This is a genomic window from Lachnoclostridium sp. An196 (genome assembly GCF_002160135.1).
Taxonomy (GTDB): domain Bacteria; phylum Bacillota; class Clostridia; order Lachnospirales; family Lachnospiraceae; genus Hominiventricola; species Hominiventricola avistercoris.
The window spans coordinates 12,412-30,123 of record NZ_NFJZ01000005.1; the positions used below are offsets into that span (position 1 = coordinate 12,412).

The following is a 17,712-nucleotide window of genomic DNA, read 5'->3' on the forward strand; positions in this document are numbered from 1 at the left end:
CCTAATATATAATTTCATCTTCATCCACAGTCTCTCCGTTCAGCACAATATGATCATATACTGTCAGACCATAACTGGTGCCTTCTTCCACCAGTGTATACTCTTCATTCTGGCTCAGAATCTTGATCTGACGGAACTGCGTATATCCTTTGTTAATATTGTAAACTCCCTGCAGCGTTCCTGTCATCCCTACCTGGAACCGTTCCTGCGAATCTGTCAGAATCAGATAACTCCCAATCGGCAATTTTTCCTCTCCCGTAACAGAATCCGTCTCTCTGGGATCAACATAATAATACTCTTCATCCTCTGAATAAAGCGTCATATTCACAAATTCTGCCGACGCCTGTCCGTTTTCGTCATAAACCTCTCTTAAAAATCCCTGCTCATCACCCTCTTCCACCAGAAAAGCTTTCGGAATCAGGTAAAAATCTTTTTCAACAATCGCCGTATTGGGAATCTTAAGACCGGCCTCATCATCCACCATAAATTCAACTTCTATATAACGCAGATCTGCAAAACGAACCATGGAATTATTGAAGTCCATTCTTGCACAGGTCGTGCTCCCCACTTGTATCAGAGAAAAATCCGCCCATGCAGTTGTATGGTCTCTGGTGAATTCCACTTCCATGTATTCCGTTCCTTCCTCCTGATACTCTGCCGCTTCTTCCTCTGTAAGGGGAACAATCAAAGACCATTTTTCTGATGTTGACAGTTTATATACCGGTTCTCCCGCCTGAACGATATCTTTTTTCAGATCCTGCCTCTCATAAGTGTCTTCGTCCAGCATATCTTCCGTCAGAGTATCCACGGTAATACCTTCATAGCCATCCATATAATACTCCAGAATACCTATACCTCCCGCATAGACTCTGGAAAACATTGCGTCCTCTCCTGCTTCTTCCAGACTCTCTAACATACTCTGATTCTGCAGGTCCATGACAGAACTCTCTACGGATGTCTGGAATGCGTACACATCCGAAAAATTCAGATCGCTGTATTCTTCCGTATAACTTCTGATCTCACTCCGTATGGCGGAATAATCTTCATCTGACAGATCTGCTTCCTGAGCGTTCTGCTGAATCAGTTCGTTTGTCTCCCCTCTTTCATCGATTGTATATATCAAGGATGCGCCCGATACACGCTCCCCTGCCCGTGCATAATAACTCACATATCCGGAAGTATCTGCATAATAAACCGTTTCCGGCCTCACCGCAAATCCTGTGTAAGTATGATTCTCCGTCAGCGTCCCTGCTTCGACCTCATACCCCGCAATATGCTCGGAAGTAAGCCCCATATAACAGACTACGCAGATATACACCGCTACTGCGCCGAAAAACACTTTATCAATATTGATCGGCCTGCGGCTTCTGACGTTGATTACTTTTTTTCTTTTCTGATTAGCCGCCACGTATGTGACTCCTCCTTCCATCCGGGCTTTCTGACTTGAAAAGCCCCACCGGAAGGTGGGGCTTTATTCTCTATGTAATCTTATATCTGTTTAGATGACCTGAGATTTGGCAGACTCGGGAAGAGCATCCCGGCTCATGGAAATACTCAGTACCATCTTCACCTTGAACTGCTCGCTGATATGGTTCAACTGATCAAGAACGGGAGCAATGTCCTCTCCTTCCAATTTTGCAATCTTTAAAAATCCGTCCAGATACATCTCCTCCAGATCATAATCCTGGGAACAGATTCCGCATACAAAACCAATAAACTGGTCTGAATTCCTGATCGGATATTCTGAAACATTAATAAGACGGACTTTATTGTCCAGTTCATGTATATTCTGTACGGATTTGTCTAAATATACAATATTGCCTTTTGCTGTCTGCACTGCATTATGTGCATGATCCAGCATCCGTTTTGTCTTGCCCTCGCCCTTTACTCCTGCAATAATTTGTACCATATCGATGCCCTCCTTAGGTTCCTGTCTTGTTAGTAAGATTATACCATTCAGGGGGGCAGAATACAAGGTTTAATTGTTCAAAGAAGACAAAAAGGTCTGCATTTCCTGATAGAGAATCGCTCTTTCACTGCATCCCAGAATAATTCCCACATACTGTGCGCCCTCCGCATCTTCAAACAACTGTACCAGACAGGACATAGCCGCCGTTGTCGTGCCGGTTTTTCCTCCCACCGCCGTCACACCTTCCGGAACAGTTACTTCTCCCTTTGTAAACAGATCGGAACTGCTCCATTCTGCTTCTACCGAAGAACCGTCCGCAGCCAGATATGTCGTCGCATAAGAGGGCGTTTTCAGTATCTCCAGGAATTCCTCATACTTCATGGCCTCCTGGAAAATCAGATACAAATCGTAGGCCGTCGTATAATGTTCTTCATCATGTAACCCGTTGGGATTCACAAAATGTGTATTCGTAGCGCCGATGCTTGCGGCTTTTTCGTTCATCATCTCCACAAAGCCTTCATTGCTTCCGCCAATCTGCTCAGCGATCACGTTGGCAGCATCATTGGCAGACGGAAGCAGCAGAGCGTACAGCAGCTGTCTGAGAGTAAGCATATCTCCCGTCTTCAGGCCTGCGGTTGTCACACCGCTTTCGTTAAATGTCACAGCCGCTTCACTGACTGTGGCCTGCGCGTCCAGGTCTCCGTGCTCCAGCGCTACCAGAGCCGTCATGACCTTCGTGGTGCTGGCAGGATACATACGCTCATGCACGTTTTTAGCATACAGAACCTCTTTAGTATCCAGATCAAAAAAGCATGCAGCCAGCGCTTCGGATGTATCCGCTTCGATTGCCTCCACATTTTCATCTACCACGCATAAATCTTCTGCAAAATAAGAAATACTGCCGCTTTCATTAGAACCGGACACACCCAGACCGGGACGGTCCGCCTGAAAAGCGTCTTCAAGTTCCACTGCTCCGGAACAGCCTGCTGCAGATATGATTAAAACCGCCGATATCAGAGCGGTCAATATCCGGCCGATATCATTTGTACATTTCACGCCACTCCAGATCTCCTCTTTCCAGTGATTTTATCAGGAGTTCCGCAGTCGCCAGATTCGTGGCAATAGGAATATTATGCATATCGCACAGCGTTACCATATTATACGCGTCCGGCTCATGTTTTTTGGGCTGAAGCGGATCTCTCAGAAAAATCACAAGATCCATCTGATTGTGTTCAATCTGCGCGCCCATCTGCTGCTCTCCTCCCAGATGTCCTGCTAAGAATTTATGCACATTCAGGTTAGCTACTTCTTCAATAAGACGGCCTGTTGTTCCCGTCGCATAAAGCTCATGCCTGCAGAGAATTCCTCTGTAAGCAATGCAGAAATTCTGCATCAATACCTTTTTTGCATCATGTGCAACCAATCCAATGTTCATACGTGTTTAACCCCCTGTTAATATTTTTTGGGCTGAAGCCCAACATTCAGTACTATCCCTATCCCCATATATAGCACAACTAAAGATGTAAGTCCATAGCTGACAAACGGCAGCGTCACTCCTGTATTCGGCAGAAGCCCGGTAGCCACACAAATATTGACCATACTCTGGCACGCGATCAATCCCCCAAAACCGCAGCAGAGAATCATGCCTTCCCGGTCTCTTGCATTTTTGCCGATCATCAGACATTCTATAACAATCAATGTCAATAAAAGGATGATTGTCGCGCATCCGATAAAGCCCAGCTCTTCACCCGCAACCGCAAAAATAAAATCTGTTTGCGGCTCTATTATATAATTGCCGTTTTTCACCGATGACGGGTCTGTATTGTACAATCCTTTGCCATAAAGCTGTCCGGAACCCACCGCGATGATGGAATTCAGCTGCTGGTACGCAATGTCCGGATACGCTTCCGGATTCAGCCACGCCATAATCCTCTCCAGCTGATAACCTCTTAGGATCGTTTGCCCTTCTTGCATGATCAGTGTGAAAAAGATCAGCACGGAAGGAACAAGCACCACAAGAATACCGCCGACAATTTTATAGCTGAGTCCCCCCGCGAAGATCAGTATGCAGAAGACCATCGCGATCATCAGTGTTGTGGAAAGATTGGGCTGTTCATACACCAGGAAAAGCGGCGCTCCCACCAGAATCAACGATATCAATATCATCTTCCAGCTGTTAAGTTCCTCACGATATTTAGTGAAAAAATGTGCAAAGAATAAGATCAGCGCCAGCTTGGTCAGCTCCGACGGCTGAAAGCGGATTCCCAGATCCAGCCAACGTTTTGCGCCTCCTGATGAATCTCCAAAGAAATGCACTGCCAGCAGCAGCACCAGGTTCACCGCATAAATCACCCAGTATAAATTCATCCATATCCGATAGTCGATCAGGGCCAGTACCAGCATGGCGCCGGTGCCCAGGACCATTCCCAAAATCTGCTGATTCTGATATTCTGCATCGGCGCTCCCCACCAGCAGAATCCCAAGAATCGTGATGGCGAACACATAAATCACCAAACGCAGTCTGAAATCCCTCAGATGATATTGTTTAAGCATATTTCACCTGATTTCTAAGTTCTTTTTTTCATATCCTTAACCGGTATATTTGCACAGAGCACCGGCACAGTTCCGTTTTTCCCTTCGGATTCTGTCTGTGTAATCTGGATATCCAGTCCCTCACTGTCTATCTCCATATATTTCGTGATTACTTTGATAATATCATTTTTGATCGCCTCCATTATCTCCGGCGAACAGTTCGCCCGGTCGGAAATCAGGAGCAGTTTCAAGCGGTCTTTTGCCACTTCACCAGAATTTTTTCTGCGGAAGAAATCTGCAAATCCCATAATTCTTCCCCCTTCTTTAACTGAACAGTTTTTTCAGTTTTCCAAAAAAACCGCTCTTAATCTTCAGATCCAAAAACGGAACTTCCTCGCCCATGACACGGCGGCAAATATTCATAAAAGCTTTTCCGGCCAAAGAGTCGTCCCCTACACAAGGTTCTCCCTGGTTGGTGGAAATAACGATATTTTCGTCATCCGGCACGGCGCCGATCAGATCGATCGCCAGGATCTCCACCACATCGTCCATAGACATCATATTGCCGCTCTCCACCATATCCATACGGATACGGTTCACGATCAGTTCTGTTTTCTTGATCTCATTTGCCTCAAGAAGTCCGATGATCCGGTCCGCGTCACGGATTGCCGACACCTCCGGTGTCGTAACAATCAGAGCCCGGTCTGCGGCTGCGATTGCATTTTTGAACCCCTGTTCAATCCCTGCAGGGCAGTCAAGCAGTATGTAATCAAATTCTCCTTTCAGCTCATCAATCAGCTTTATCATCTGTTCCGGATTAACTGCCGTCTTATCCCTTGTCTGTGCGGAGGGAAGAAGATACAGGTTCGGATACCGCTTGTCCTTGATCAGCGCCTGCTTGATTCTGCAGTTTCCTTCTACCACATCCACCAGATTATAAACGATGCGGTTCTCCAGGCCCATTACCACGTCCAGGTTCCGAAGGCCGATATCTGTATCGATCAGAACCACTTTCTGATTCAGTTTTGCCAGCCCGGTTCCTACATTGGCGGTAGTCGTCGTCTTTCCGACGCCTCCCTTTCCAGATGTAATCACAATTACTTCACTCATTTTACTTCCTCCAATTTTCTAAGTATCCGTCTTTCCGGATGAATTCCGGCATCAGTCCACTCGAATATCGTTAATCACTTCTTTCGTAATCGGTTCCATGTAAATGTTGCCTTCTTCCGTATAGGCGATCATAGGACCTGTCCCATTTTCTTTCGGAACTGCCGGCCCGTCAGCCGAGCGGGCAATCGCATCCGCGATGCGGATCTGCATAGGACTCATATTCAAGGCAGCTACAAACGCATGCTCATTTCCGGCCGCGCCTGCATGAACGGTTCCTTTCAGGGTTCCCAACACGACCACATTTCCTTTGGACACCACTGTCGCTCCGGGATTTACATCTCCCAGCACAATAATACTTGTCTCCGACTCCAGTACTTGTCCGGAACGGAGCGTTCCTTTATAAAACCGTCCGTCCTCGGAAGAAGTCTTCTCCCTTTCTTCCAGAGCTTTTTTCATATAAGCTTCTTTCAATGAATCCTGTTCCAGTACGCAGACAATCTCCACATCTGAATTATCCTGGATCGTACGGATCAGTTCCATCTGCTCCTCCCTGCTCAGGAAACGTCCCTCAAAAGCCAGAGCCATCTTCGCGTTTTTGAAAAAACCGGACGAAGCCTTAAATTTCTCCGCCACATCTTCAGTCAATTCTCGAAAGGAAACATTTTTGTCCAGGAACAGCGTAATCCCGTATTTATTGCTCTTTATCACAACTGTCTGTTGTTTCATAACTTTCTCCCTAGTCATTGATCACTTCTGTCGTCGCCTCTGACGCTGTGCCCGTCAGGATCTCGTCTTCCTCCGCCAGGCCGAAGTAGTACTTGAAAATATCCGCCGCCATAGTTGCCGCGTTTGCTGAAGTGTATCCGTTGGCAATACGGATAGTAATAGCTATCTCCGGATTTTCATACGGCGCGTATCCCATAAAAAGCGCGTGGTTCGGATGGCTGGTAGACTGCTGCGCCGTACCCGTCTTTCCAGCAATACTTAAATTCAGATCAGCAAAAGCGTCTGTATCCAGCGCCACCTCATGCATACCCTCCTGGATCACATTCCAGGTCGAATCTGCAATATCCATTTCATTATATACTGACGCGGAATATTCTTCAATAGTGTTTCCCTCTGAATCTGTCAATTTATCCAGAAGTGTCAGATTATAAGCAGTTCCCCGGTTGGCAATAGTTGCCGCGTATCTGGTCAGCTGGGAGACGCTGAACAGATGCGTGCCCTGGCCGATAGAAGACCGGATACCGTCTGTATCAGACAGATGAGGATCATTTTCAGGAATCTCGATTCCAGTAGTAGCATCCAGCCCGAACTCTGCGGCATACTCTGCGAGAATGGCAAGCGCCCGTTCCGAGGAATATCCAGTGGTCCTTCCGCCCCCAAGCCGGAATCCCATTTCATAAAAATAATAGTTGCAGGACACCCGGATCGCATCCACCATATTGATATTACCATGGCTTCCATGATACTGATTGTAAATCCAGCAGGTAGGTGAACCATATGCTTCTGTGAACACACCGGTGGCATGAATAATTTCCGATGAGGAAACTACTCCCTCTTCCAGCGCCGCAGCTGCCACTACGGGTTTGAACGTAGACCCCGGAGCCGTCTGCTCCTGTGTCGCCCGGCTGTACAGCGGAGACGCATTATCCTGATTCAGTTCCGCGTAATACGCGGAATCCATGGTATTGGTGAGACGATTATTGTCATATCCCGGATAACTTACATTAGCCAGCACATCTCCTGTATTCGGATCCACAATCACGCACCCGGCGCTGCAGGGTTCCAACGCCAGCTGAGCCGGAGTAATCTCCAGACTGCTGATCTTGTCGATCATAAAATTATAAGCAGTGTAAGTATTATTTTCAAGTCTCCGGATCGTTTCCTCATCATACTCCAGAACTCCCTGTTCGTACAAGAGCAAACATATCTCTTTTCCCGACACCACATCATCCAGAAGAAGATATTTATACAGCATATTCTGGAAATCGACATCATTTGAAAGTTCTGTCGAAATATAATCCAGTACTACATTGTAAATCTCATCAGAGCTCAGATAAGAAGACCCGGCATCCAGTCCGGAGACATCCACCCAGTTCATAGATATGGCATATTCCAGATATTCTTTCAGGCTGATCACTTCATCCCTGGTCCACGCCAGATAAGTCGGATCTTCCCGGTCAATAGCGCTGCTCACAAGAATATTGGCGTCTCCCATCAACACATCCGACACGATATAACTCATGTAGTTCTTCATTTCCCGGCTCAGGTCCTGATATGCCGTCGGATTATCTGACCGGAGTTCCGACATGATCTGTCCGATCATCGTTTCCAGCCGGGACTGCATCCGCTGATACACAGACTGTTCCAGCTCTGAAGCATCTGCAGCCGAAAAATCAGCGGCATCAATTACATGGTTATCAATCAGCGCATAGTAAACATCATAAATCGGGATCACAATATCGGAAGCCGAGCTGTTCGGACCCGCAGTATATTCTTTCATATTGCGGATTTTGGACACCAGGATGCCCGCCAGTCTCTGCTCGATGATATCATAGACCGCGATCTGCAGATCCTTGTCTATCGTGAGGTAGACGTCGCTGCCGGACTCAGGCTGCACTTCCTCTTCTACTTCCAGCACGTTGCCCATACTGTCCACGTAGATAATCTGATATCCCCTCGTTCCCTGCAGTTCTTTTTCCATGTACTGTTCAATGCCGGCTTTTCCTACGATATCGTTGAGCTCATAATCACCGCCGTCCTCATTTAAGGTTTCCAGTTCTTCCTGGGATGCCCTGCCGATATATCCGATTATACTTGCAAAATACTCGGCATCTGAATATACCCTCAATGTACTCTGAGAGATATTCACCCCCTGCAAACTGTCCAGATTCTCCGTGATCTCGGCAACGGTCTCATCACTCACATTCTCCGCGATCGTAGTGGCCACATACCTCTGATAGTTATTCTGGGACATGGCATAACGAACCGTGACCAGCTTCAGCCGTTCTTCCGGCGTATAGTCTTCCGAGATATTATATCTTTCATCGCTGCAGAGATATGTCATCATCTCTTCCGCTGTGGAGGTGTGTTCCTCCGGACTCATCTCGTCGATCGTCGCATATCCGTACACATCTGCTTTGAACCGGTTCAGCGCTGTGCCGCTCTGACTGTAGACATACTCTCCATTTTCATAGAGGATGCCAAAATCGCTGACTACGCTGTCTCCATGAGATTCCACAATCTCTATAACTTGCGCAATCGTATTATTCAAAGTCTCCTGTCTCTGCTGGGAAGTCTGATAAGTACCATTGTCTTCAATTGTCACAGAATAAGAGAGAACATTATCTGCCAACACCTCTCCGTTCCGGTCGTATATCCTTCCTCTGGTACTGGGAATATTGACTTCCTTGCGGATCTGCATGGTAAAGTCTTCCGCATACTCTTCTCCTCTGATAATCTGAAGATAGAAAATCCTGGCCAGCAGAATGCCGGAAAAAGTCAGAAATATAAGCAGCAAAACAAATACTCTTGATGTCACAAAATTTAAAAAAGATTCTTTCAGGTCGTCAAACAAATTATCCGCTCCTTCAGGTGCTGTTCTTCTCCAGGTTCCGGTTTACCGAATAAATGATGCGATAAAACACCAGCGTCAGGATCACTGTATAAACCAGTTCCGGTAAAATGATCCTTGTCAGATAGTAGAAGAACGCAAAACGGCTCCTCATGAGGAACATCACCACATAAGTGCCAAGTCCATATGCCAGTTCACTGACTGAGATCAGAAAAATAGGAAGTTTAATATCTTCGCCATAGAAAATACGGTTAAAATACCCGTTCACATACCCTATGTACATGTACATGACCGCATGCATTCCCAAAAGCCTTCCATAAAAAATATCCTCCAGAAGACCGCAGAAAAATCCTACCCAGAGTCCCTCTTTCTTTCCTCTCATAAAACCAAAGGAAGATGTCAGAACCACAAGCAGGTTCGGGCTGATGGAACCGATCGCCAGCGCTTTGAACACTGTGCTCTGCAGGAGAAAACTGATCAGAATCATCAGAGCAACAATAATTTTCCGCTTCATACTATCTGTTCCTTCCCTTCTGTCTTATTCTGATTCTGTCGCCTCCGCATCCACCTGCTGCTTCAGATCCGTAATAACCAGAACCGTAGTCAGATGCTCAAAATCCACCGCAGGCGTCAGGCTGCCCGACTTTGTCAGATTATTGGCATCCATCGATATTTCATTCACATACCCGATCAGTATTCCTTCGTGGAACTTCGCGCTGGTGTGGGAGGTAACTACCTTGTCTCCGTGTTCCACTTCATTATCCTCGTCCCGCAGCTGGTTCAACTGAAGCGTGCCCTCCGTCATCATTTCCAGGTCGCCGCGGACATAACAAAGATCTGAGTTTTTCAGAATCATAGCGCTTACATTGCTCATGTCGTCAATGATGGACCGGACCTGAGCCCAATCAGGCCCGACCTTGGTCACGATTCCCACCAGACCGCCGTCCGCGATTACATTCATATCTACCTGAATCCCGTCATTGGTCCCCTTGTCTATAATGAACATATTGAACCAGTTTCCACTGTCTTTGCCAATCACGTTGGCGGCCATCGTATTCAGTTCCGAATACTCTTCCTCCAGATCAAGCAACTCCCTCAAGTCTTCCAGCTCGTATCTTTCCTGCAGCAGCGCGTTATTCTCCAATGTCAGCTCCGCCACCTGGGCACGCAGTTCTTCGTTTTCACTTCTGACTGCCCGCAGGTCGTCCAGGTCGTCTACCCGGCTCCTGACCCAGCTTCCCGCCGCATTGATTCCCTTCTGCACCGGTATCAGGATATAATTGGAAACTGTATTAAGCGGTCCCCCGTCAAAATCTGTCAGGAATGACAGAAACATCGCCCCGATACACAGAAATGTCAGCACCGCCAACACATACTTACTGGGAATATTAAACCGGTCTCTTCGTCTCATATCTCACAGCTCCCGCCGTTATTCATATTTCTGTTCTTTGGTAACAAACGCCAGCGAACGAAACTCCTTGTCATTAATCACTCTCGCCAGACCTTTTGCCACACTCAGTTCCGGTTCATTATCTACGGTCACCCGGATACCGGAACGTTCCTGTATCAGTTGATCCAGCTTTCTGATCCTGGCTGATCCTCCGGTCAGATAGATACCGTTTCGGATAATATCCACCCCCAGTTCCGGCGGCGTTCTCTCCAGAATCGATTTTACCGCATCCATGATTACATTCAGCTGTTCTTTGATGGCTTCATATACAAATGCAGTGGTAATCTCCAGCATCTGCGGAAGACCAATCACCATATTGCGCCCGCAGATCTGCATGCTCCCCTCTTCCGGTTCCACCGCGTAAGCCAGCTCTTTCTTGATATTCTCCGCCGTCTTATTCCCGATATAGAAATTATATTCCTTCCGGATCGCGGCCTGGATTGCGTCATCTATAGAACGACCTCCGGTCTGGATCAGACGGCTGATCACAGTGCCGCCCAGAGATAAGACAGAGATTTCGGTGGTCTCCGCTCCTATATCGATGACCATCACTCCCTGCGCCTCTTTAACATTAATATCAAGCCCCAGCCCGGCTGCCACAGGCTTATCTATCAGATACACCGCCTTCGGCTTCATATTAGAGTCCTGAATCAGCATGGTAAAGCTGCGCTCCTGCATATCCGTAGGAAGCGCCACGAAAAATTCAGATCCCCGAAGCTGTCCCTTGGTGTTTTTCTCCAGCAGACTCTTTAAAAACGCCTGCATATAGCTGATGCTCGCCAGATTGCCGTAAGACATGGGGCTGGATACTTGAATATTGGCGGGCGCTTTTTCAAACATGGCATACGCCTCGTCTCCATAAGCCAGCATCGTCTTCTTGTCCTGTACAGCCACCATGTTGTGCTGCATCAGATAACTGTCCGCATCCTTATGATAGATTTTCAGATGATAAGATCCGAAATCACAGCCAAAGCAATGATTGTTCATGGTATTTTCCCTCTTTCTCTGCAACGACTACAGGTAATTTTTTTCCCGGAGACTCACATAAGCATGCTCTCCGATGATAATATGGTCTGTCAAATGAATTCCCAGCAATTCTCCCGCTTCCTGAATTCTTTTTGTTACATTCAAATCTTCTCTGCTGGGCCTGGCATCTCCGCTGGGATGATTATGCAGCAGGATAATCTGCACCGCTCTGGCGGCCAACGCTTCAAGAAAGATCTCACGGGGAGAGACAATAGAAGCATTGACAGTTCCCCTGAACACATATTTTTCTTTCAGGAGACGTCCCTTCTGATTCAGCATCAGGAGCAGCAGGACTTCCTGCTCTTCATGGCGCAGATCCTCCATATAATAATCCGCCACTTCATCCGGAGTTCGAAAAAAAGTGCCTTCTCCCGCTTCTTCCCTCGCCATCCGGCGCGCGATCTCCAGTACGCATTTCAGCTGGATCGCCTTGACTCTTCCGATTCCTCTGACTGAGGAAAGCTCGCCAAGGCTCATCCGGCGGATGCCGGTAAATCCTTCTTTCTCCGGCGCTGTCTTAAGGAGTTCTCCGGCCAGTTCCAGAACGCTCCGTCCTCTGGCCCCAGTTCTCAGGATGACAGCCAGGAGTTCCCGGTTCGTCAGCGCCTGCACCCCGTATCTCTCACATTTTTCATATGGACGGTCTTCCTCAGGAAGACTGTTCCACTGTTCATTCATAATCGGCAACCTCCGTTCCTGTCCTCCAGACACCCCGGCGGTTATCCGCATCTCCTTTAGTATTTGCTTTTTCCTGTCCTATATCCAGCGATAGACCAGAATTGCCAGTACAATCCCGACAATACTCGCGATCGTGATCCGGATTGTCATTCCAAACGTAATCATCAGGATACCCAGATCCAGAATAATCGGTGTTTCAACGCCAAACGCCTGTCCATAGTTCAGCCAGCTAAGCCCTGAGATTCCTTCCGTCAGACTTCCGATAAATCCGCCAAGCACAACGCCGGCCAGCACAAGCAAAAGAAGCGTCCAGCCATTTTTTGTACTTCTCATATGTAGGTTTACCTCCAAAAGCGATTCATTTAATCATACCATGGAGCATATCTTTTTGCAATCGCTTCTGCTATTTTTAATCCATCCATAGCCGCGGACGTGATCCCGCCCGCATACCCCGCGCCCTCTCCGCAGGGGTAGAGCCCTCTGATTCCGCTCTCCATATTCTCGCCGCGCAGAATCCTCACAGGGGAAGAGGTCCGGCTCTCCACACCGGACAGAACCGCGTCCGGGCGGTCAAATCCTCGGATCAGCGACCCGCAGCCCCGGATACCTTCTTCCAGCGCCGCGGACAGCTCCGAGGGAAAGATTTCTCTTACGCTGGAAAGCCGGTAGTCTCCTTTCATGCACGGCTCTACTTCTCCCAGGACGGATGTGGGCTGATCCTTACAGAAATCTCCGAACAGCTGTACCGGGATCTTTCCCTCTCCCGTCCGGAACGCGGCTGATTCCAGTCTGCGCTGAAATTCCACGCCCGCGAGCACGCCTCCTTCTCCGAAATCTTCCGGCGTCACCGTAACGATCATGGCGCTGTTGGCGTTTCTGCCGCTCCTGGCATGATAGCTCATCCCGTTCACAGCCAGATGTCCCGGTTCTGAAGAGGCGTTGACCACATATCCTCCCGGGCACATACAGAAAGAATAAACTCCCCGTCCGCTTTCCGTTTTCCGCGTCACCTTGTAGGAAGCAGCCGGCAGACATTCCGGATAATGTTCACCGTACCGGCTCTTATTCACCAGTTCCTGCGGATGCTCCATACGGACACCCACCGCAAAGGACTTGGCCTCCATAGGCACGCCCAGGTCATGGAGCATCTGAAAAGTATCCCTGGCGCTGTGTCCTATGGCCAGTACCACCTGTTCCGCTTCCAGATACTCTTCTTTCTTCGCATCCCCGCGGCGGATCCGTACTCCTTTAATCCGACCGCCTTCCAGCTCCAGTCCCGTCGCCTGTGTTTCAAAATACACTTCTCCTCCGAGGTTCAAAATTTCTTTCCGTATATGCGTCACAATGTCTCTGAGCAGGTCTGTTCCCAGATGCGGCTTCTGCACATACAGAATCTCCTCCGGAGCCCCTGCTTCCACGAAAATCTCCAGCACCTTCCGATTTCTTCCGGACGTATCCTTGACCAAAGTGTTTAGTTTTCCGTCAGAAAAAGTACCGGCGCCCCCTTCACCAAACTGGACATTTGACTGAGGATCCAGCAACCCCAGTTTCCAGAATGTCTCCACCGTCCGGGCGCGGGATTCCGCGTCCTGTCCCCGTTCGAGGAGGATCGGCGCGTATCCGGCGCGGGCAAGCGCAAGGCCGCAGAACAATCCCGCCGGCCCTGTCCCTATGATGACCGGACGGTGAGCCAGCCGCTCTGTTCCGGATTTCGGAAACTGATAGCGGATATGCTGCGCTTTTCCCACCTGTTTTGGGTGTTTTCTCAGTATGGCCGCTTCTTTCTTCACTTCCGCATCTACTATATAGACGTATTTTAATTCATCCCCTCTGGCGTCCAGCGACTGCCTCACGATCTCGTACCGGAGCAGATCATCCGGACGAATTCTCAGCGTTCTCAGGATCTTCTCCCGAAGCTCCTGTTCTGTATGGGGGATCTTCATTTTCAACTGTTGGATTCTCAGCATAATATTCCTGTTCCTTCCGCCGCGGCGCTGCCTGCCAGATATCCGCTGGTCCACGCCCACTGAAGATTATATCCTCCGCACGCGCCGTCCACATCCAGCAGTTCTCCTGCCAGATAGAGTCCGGGCATACAGGCAGATTCCATGGTGATTCCTTTCAGCTCTGTAAGCGGGACGCCCCCCGTACAGACCTGCGCCTGCTCAAAACCGCGGCAGCGGACCACGGAAAAACGCATTTCTTCCGCCTGTCTGATAAGGCGGTTTTCTTCTTCCTGTGTCCATTGATTCCGCTTCTTTTTCCGGCTGATTCCCGCCCGTTCCAGAAGCACGCCGGATAATTTCTCCGGAAAGACGCCCAGAAGCGTGTCCGTGCCGGACCGTTCCCCGGTATACTCCCTGCTTTCTTCAAATACCCTTCTGGTCTGTCCGCTTCCCCGTCCTTCCCACAGATTCAGGAGGATCTCGCAGCGTCTCCCTTTCTCCAGCGCCCGGGATACATACCTGCTCACCTGAAAGACAGGAATACCGGACAATCCATAGGAAGTAAACTGCACCTCTCCGGTCTCTTCTATACATTCCTTTCCGTCGATCAGGAGAACCACCTTCGCCTCCTGACGGATGCCGGCCAGTTTCGCGCAGTCCTTTTCTGCCGCATACAGCCCGGTAAGCGCGGGCAGAGGCGGAACCACTGTATGCCCGAAGCCTTCCGCCAGCTGGTAACCGTCGCCGGAGGCCCCTGTACCCGGAGCCGCCGGGGAACCGCATGTCAGGATCAGAGCGTCGCCTTCATACTGCCATCCGGCTGTTTTGACCTGGAAACTGCTTCCTATGTATTCTGCGGAAAGGATCTCGGTATTGCAGCCGATCCGGACCTTCAGGCGCTCTGCCTCCAGCCGGAGCGCCGACGCCACCGACGAAGCCTGGCCGTCCGCCGGGTAGAGATATCCGTCCCTGTCCCTGGCCGGAATCCCCAGATCTTCAAAAAACTTCACCGCATCCTCCATGGAAAACTCTCTCAGTGCCTGTTCCACAAAAGCCGGACACCCGCTTCGGTAATTTTTCATATCCTGGTTGCGGTTGGTAAAATTACAGCGGCCGTTTCCCGTGACTAGCAGCTTTTTCCCTGTCTGTTTGTTTTTTTCCAGCAGCGTCACTTTCGCGCCCCGCCGCGCGGCCGTTATGGCCGCCATGAGTCCGGAAGCACCGCCTCCGGCCACAAGTATCTGTTTCCTGCTTTGCTTCATAATTTCGCGATCCCCGCATCCACCAGCTTCTGCAGGGATTTCAAAATACCGAATTTTGCGTGCTCCCAGGTCAGTCCGCCCTGGAAATAGACTGCATAAGGCGGTTTAATCGGACCGTCTGCAGACAGCTCTATGGACGATCCCTGGACAAAAGCGCCCGCCGCCATGATCACATCGCTGTCATATCCCGGCATGGCCCAGGGCTCCGGCTCCACATAACTGTCCACCGGGGCTGCCGCCTGGATTCCCTTGCAGAACTCGATCACGCCTTCCGGCGTCCCAAAGGTAATGGACTGAATAATATCATGCCTGTCTTCGCTGCCGTCCGGCAGTACGGAAAAGCCAAGTCTCTCGTAGACATTGGCAGCGAAAATGGCTCCTTTGAGCGCCCCCGCCGTCACTGTAGGAGCCAGGAAAAATCCCTGATAGAAGGACTGCATGACGCCCAGCGTCGCGCCCACTTCCTTCCCCAGCCCCGGTGATGTCAGCCGGTAGGCACAGTTTTCTACATATTCCTCTTTTCCTACGATATAACCGCCTATGGGAGCCAGGCCGCCGCCCGGATTCTTGATCAGGGAGCCTACGCACAGGTCGGCTCCCACGTCTGTCGGCTCGATCCGCTCCACAAATTCCCCGTAGCAGTTATCCACCATGCAGATCAGATCGGGTCGGATAGATTTTATGAACCTGATCATGTCTCCGATTTCAGACACCGATAAAGTTTTCCTGGTCTGATATCCCTTCGATCTCTGGATATGAATCATTTTTGTATGTTCACCGATCGCCGCCCGGATGCCTTCCAGGTCAAAGCTGCTGTCCGGCAGCAGATCCACCTGCCGGTATGTGATACCATACTCTGCCAGACTTCCTTTGGAGGGCCGGATACCAATGACTTCTTCCAGAGTATCGTATGGCTTTCCGGAAACTGCCAGCAGCTCGTCGCCCGGACGCAGATTTGCCGCCAGAGCAACTGCCAGCGCATGGGTTCCGCAGGTGATCTGGGGACGCACCAGCGCAGACTCCGCGTGAAAAGCGGCCGCGTACACTTCCTCCAGCGTATCTCTGCCCAGGTCATTGTAGCCGTAGCCGCTGGTGGCGGCAAAATGGATGTCGCTGACCCGGCAGCGCTGCATGGCACCCAGCACCTTCAGCTGATTATATTCCGCCGTCTCATCGATGGCGGCAAACCTTTCTTTCAGGCTTTCTTCAATCTTCTGTCCGTAGGACCAGGCCTCGCGGCTGATATCCAGGCTTTCATACATTTCTTCCAGATTCATCGGATCATCTTCCTCTCTCGCAATATTTCCAGCATGTGGGCGAGAATCGCCTCTTCCTCACACGCGTAATCTTCTTTGTTCAGCCAGATCACATCCCGTTCTCTGCGGAACCAGGTGAGCTGGCGCTTGGCAAAATGGCGCGTATCTCTTTTCAGAATTTCCACCGCTTCCGGTAAAGTATATTCTCCGTCCAGGTACGCCAGAATCTCCTTGTAGCCCAGCCCCTGCATGGATACCATCCCCCGCCGGCAGCCCATCTCTTTCAGGCGCATCACCTCATCCACCAGGCCGTCCTCAAGCATCTTGTCAATTCTTTTTTCAATCCTGTCGTACAGGACGGTCCGATCTTCATTCAACACAAAATAAGCAGACCGGTACGGGGACTCCTTCTCCCTCTGCTCTTCATTGTGTTCTGAGATCTTCTTCCCAGTCAGCCGGTAAAATTCCAGCGCGCGGATGACCCTCTTCACATTATGTTCATGGATCGCCTCCGCAGATTCCGGATCCACTTTTTTCAGTTCCTCATGGAGCCAGGAAGCTCCCCGGCTCTGCGCCAGCGCCTCAAGTTCCTGTCGGTACGGACTTGCCTCGTTTTCGGTAAAATCGATGTCATAAAGGATTGCCTGGATATAAAATCCGGTACCTCCCACCAAAATGGGAATATGTCCATGACTCCGGATCTGCTCCATGGCGCTTTTCGCCATCTGCTGGAACCGGACTACATGAAATTCTTCCCATGGCTCCAGTTCATCCACCAGATAGTGACGCACGCCCTGCATCTCTTCCGGTCGGATTTTCGCGGAACCGATATCCATATGTTTATAAACCTGCATAGAATCCGCGGATATGATCTCTCCGCCCACTGCTTTGGCCAGAGCGATGGACAGCTTTGTCTTTCCCGCCGCCGTCGGGCCGGTCAGGATAATAAGCGGCTCTTTTTCCATT

General features: G+C 49.7%; 18 protein-coding genes. All 18 read right to left on the reverse strand.

Features of this window, described 5'->3' with window-relative positions; genetic code table 11:
* Position 1 precedes the first annotated feature (1 nt).
* Positions 2 to 1,408 carry an HlyD family efflux transporter periplasmic adaptor subunit gene (locus tag B5F29_RS07110; RefSeq protein ID WP_087153964.1) on the reverse strand — a complete coding sequence of 469 codons (1,407 nt, stop codon included), beginning with the start codon at positions 1,406 to 1,408 and terminating at the stop codon, positions 2 to 4.
* Between the two features lie 90 nt (positions 1,409 to 1,498).
* Positions 1,499 to 1,909 carry a twitching motility protein PilT gene (locus B5F29_RS07115; RefSeq protein ID WP_087153965.1) on the reverse strand — a complete coding sequence of 137 codons (411 nt, stop codon included), beginning with the start codon at positions 1,907 to 1,909 and terminating at the stop codon, positions 1,499 to 1,501.
* Positions 1,910 to 1,978: 69 nt separating this feature from the next.
* On the reverse strand, positions 1,979 to 2,965 hold the full coding sequence (locus B5F29_RS07120) for a D-alanyl-D-alanine carboxypeptidase family protein (protein ID WP_162608377.1): 987 nt from the start codon (positions 2,963 to 2,965) through the stop codon (positions 1,979 to 1,981).
* Positions 2,949 to 3,344 carry a methylglyoxal synthase gene (locus B5F29_RS07125; protein ID WP_087153967.1) on the reverse strand — a complete coding sequence of 132 codons (396 nt, stop codon included), beginning with the start codon at positions 3,342 to 3,344 and terminating at the stop codon, positions 2,949 to 2,951. The genes B5F29_RS07120 and B5F29_RS07125 overlap by 17 nt, the downstream gene beginning before the upstream one ends.
* 17 nt (positions 3,345 to 3,361) lie before the next feature.
* Positions 3,362 to 4,462 (reverse strand): FtsW/RodA/SpoVE family cell cycle protein, encoded by a 1,101-nt coding sequence (locus B5F29_RS07130; RefSeq protein WP_087153968.1) that lies wholly within the window; start codon positions 4,460 to 4,462, stop codon positions 3,362 to 3,364.
* Positions 4,463 to 4,476: 14 nt separating this feature from the next.
* Positions 4,477 to 4,749 carry a cell division topological specificity factor MinE gene (minE, locus tag B5F29_RS07135; RefSeq protein ID WP_087153969.1) on the reverse strand — a complete coding sequence of 91 codons (273 nt, stop codon included), beginning with the start codon at positions 4,747 to 4,749 and terminating at the stop codon, positions 4,477 to 4,479.
* A 16-nt stretch (positions 4,750 to 4,765) separates the two neighbouring features.
* Positions 4,766 to 5,551: a septum site-determining protein MinD gene (gene minD / locus B5F29_RS07140; protein WP_087153970.1), complete on the reverse strand. Its 786-nt coding sequence runs from the start codon at positions 5,549 to 5,551 to the stop codon at positions 4,766 to 4,768.
* Positions 5,552 to 5,602: 51 nt separating this feature from the next.
* The gene (gene minC / locus B5F29_RS07145; RefSeq protein WP_242955605.1) at positions 5,603 to 6,277 is read right to left on the reverse strand and encodes a septum site-determining protein MinC; all 675 of its coding nucleotides are present in this window, start codon (positions 6,275 to 6,277) and stop codon (positions 5,603 to 5,605) included.
* A 10-nt stretch (positions 6,278 to 6,287) separates the two neighbouring features.
* Complete coding sequence (locus B5F29_RS07150) at positions 6,288 to 9,074, reverse strand: penicillin-binding transpeptidase domain-containing protein (RefSeq protein ID WP_242955606.1); 2,787 nt, start codon at positions 9,072 to 9,074, stop codon at positions 6,288 to 6,290.
* Positions 9,075 to 9,144: 70 nt separating this feature from the next.
* Positions 9,145 to 9,642, reverse strand: a complete 498-nt coding sequence (gene mreD, locus B5F29_RS07155; protein ID WP_087153973.1) for a rod shape-determining protein MreD — start codon at positions 9,640 to 9,642, stop codon at positions 9,145 to 9,147.
* Positions 9,643 to 9,666: 24 nt separating this feature from the next.
* Positions 9,667 to 10,539 carry a rod shape-determining protein MreC gene (gene mreC, locus B5F29_RS07160; protein ID WP_087153974.1) on the reverse strand — a complete coding sequence of 291 codons (873 nt, stop codon included), beginning with the start codon at positions 10,537 to 10,539 and terminating at the stop codon, positions 9,667 to 9,669.
* Positions 10,540 to 10,557: 18 nt separating this feature from the next.
* Positions 10,558 to 11,565, reverse strand: a complete 1,008-nt coding sequence (locus B5F29_RS07165; protein ID WP_087153975.1) for a rod shape-determining protein — start codon at positions 11,563 to 11,565, stop codon at positions 10,558 to 10,560.
* A 27-nt stretch (positions 11,566 to 11,592) separates the two neighbouring features.
* Positions 11,593 to 12,282 carry a RadC family protein gene (radC, locus tag B5F29_RS07170; RefSeq protein WP_087153976.1) on the reverse strand — a complete coding sequence of 230 codons (690 nt, stop codon included), beginning with the start codon at positions 12,280 to 12,282 and terminating at the stop codon, positions 11,593 to 11,595.
* Positions 12,283 to 12,360: 78 nt separating this feature from the next.
* On the reverse strand, positions 12,361 to 12,615 hold the full coding sequence (locus B5F29_RS07175; RefSeq protein ID WP_087153977.1) for a DUF4321 domain-containing protein: 255 nt from the start codon (positions 12,613 to 12,615) through the stop codon (positions 12,361 to 12,363).
* Positions 12,616 to 12,644: 29 nt separating this feature from the next.
* On the reverse strand, positions 12,645 to 14,249 hold the full coding sequence (locus B5F29_RS07180) for an NAD(P)/FAD-dependent oxidoreductase (protein WP_087153978.1): 1,605 nt from the start codon (positions 14,247 to 14,249) through the stop codon (positions 12,645 to 12,647).
* A complete protein-coding gene (locus B5F29_RS07185; RefSeq protein WP_087153979.1) occupies positions 14,243 to 15,490 on the reverse strand; it encodes an NAD(P)/FAD-dependent oxidoreductase in 1,248 nt (415 codons plus the stop codon). Before B5F29_RS07185 ends, B5F29_RS07180 begins: the two co-directional genes overlap by 7 nt.
* Complete coding sequence (locus tag B5F29_RS07190) at positions 15,487 to 16,767, reverse strand: methionine gamma-lyase family protein (protein ID WP_087153980.1); 1,281 nt, start codon at positions 16,765 to 16,767, stop codon at positions 15,487 to 15,489. Before B5F29_RS07190 ends, B5F29_RS07185 begins: the two co-directional genes overlap by 4 nt.
* On the reverse strand, positions 16,764 to 17,711 hold the full coding sequence (miaA, locus tag B5F29_RS16610; protein WP_191393598.1) for a tRNA (adenosine(37)-N6)-dimethylallyltransferase MiaA: 948 nt from the start codon (positions 17,709 to 17,711) through the stop codon (positions 16,764 to 16,766). Before miaA ends, B5F29_RS07190 begins: the two co-directional genes overlap by 4 nt.
* Position 17,712 lies beyond the last annotated feature (1 nt).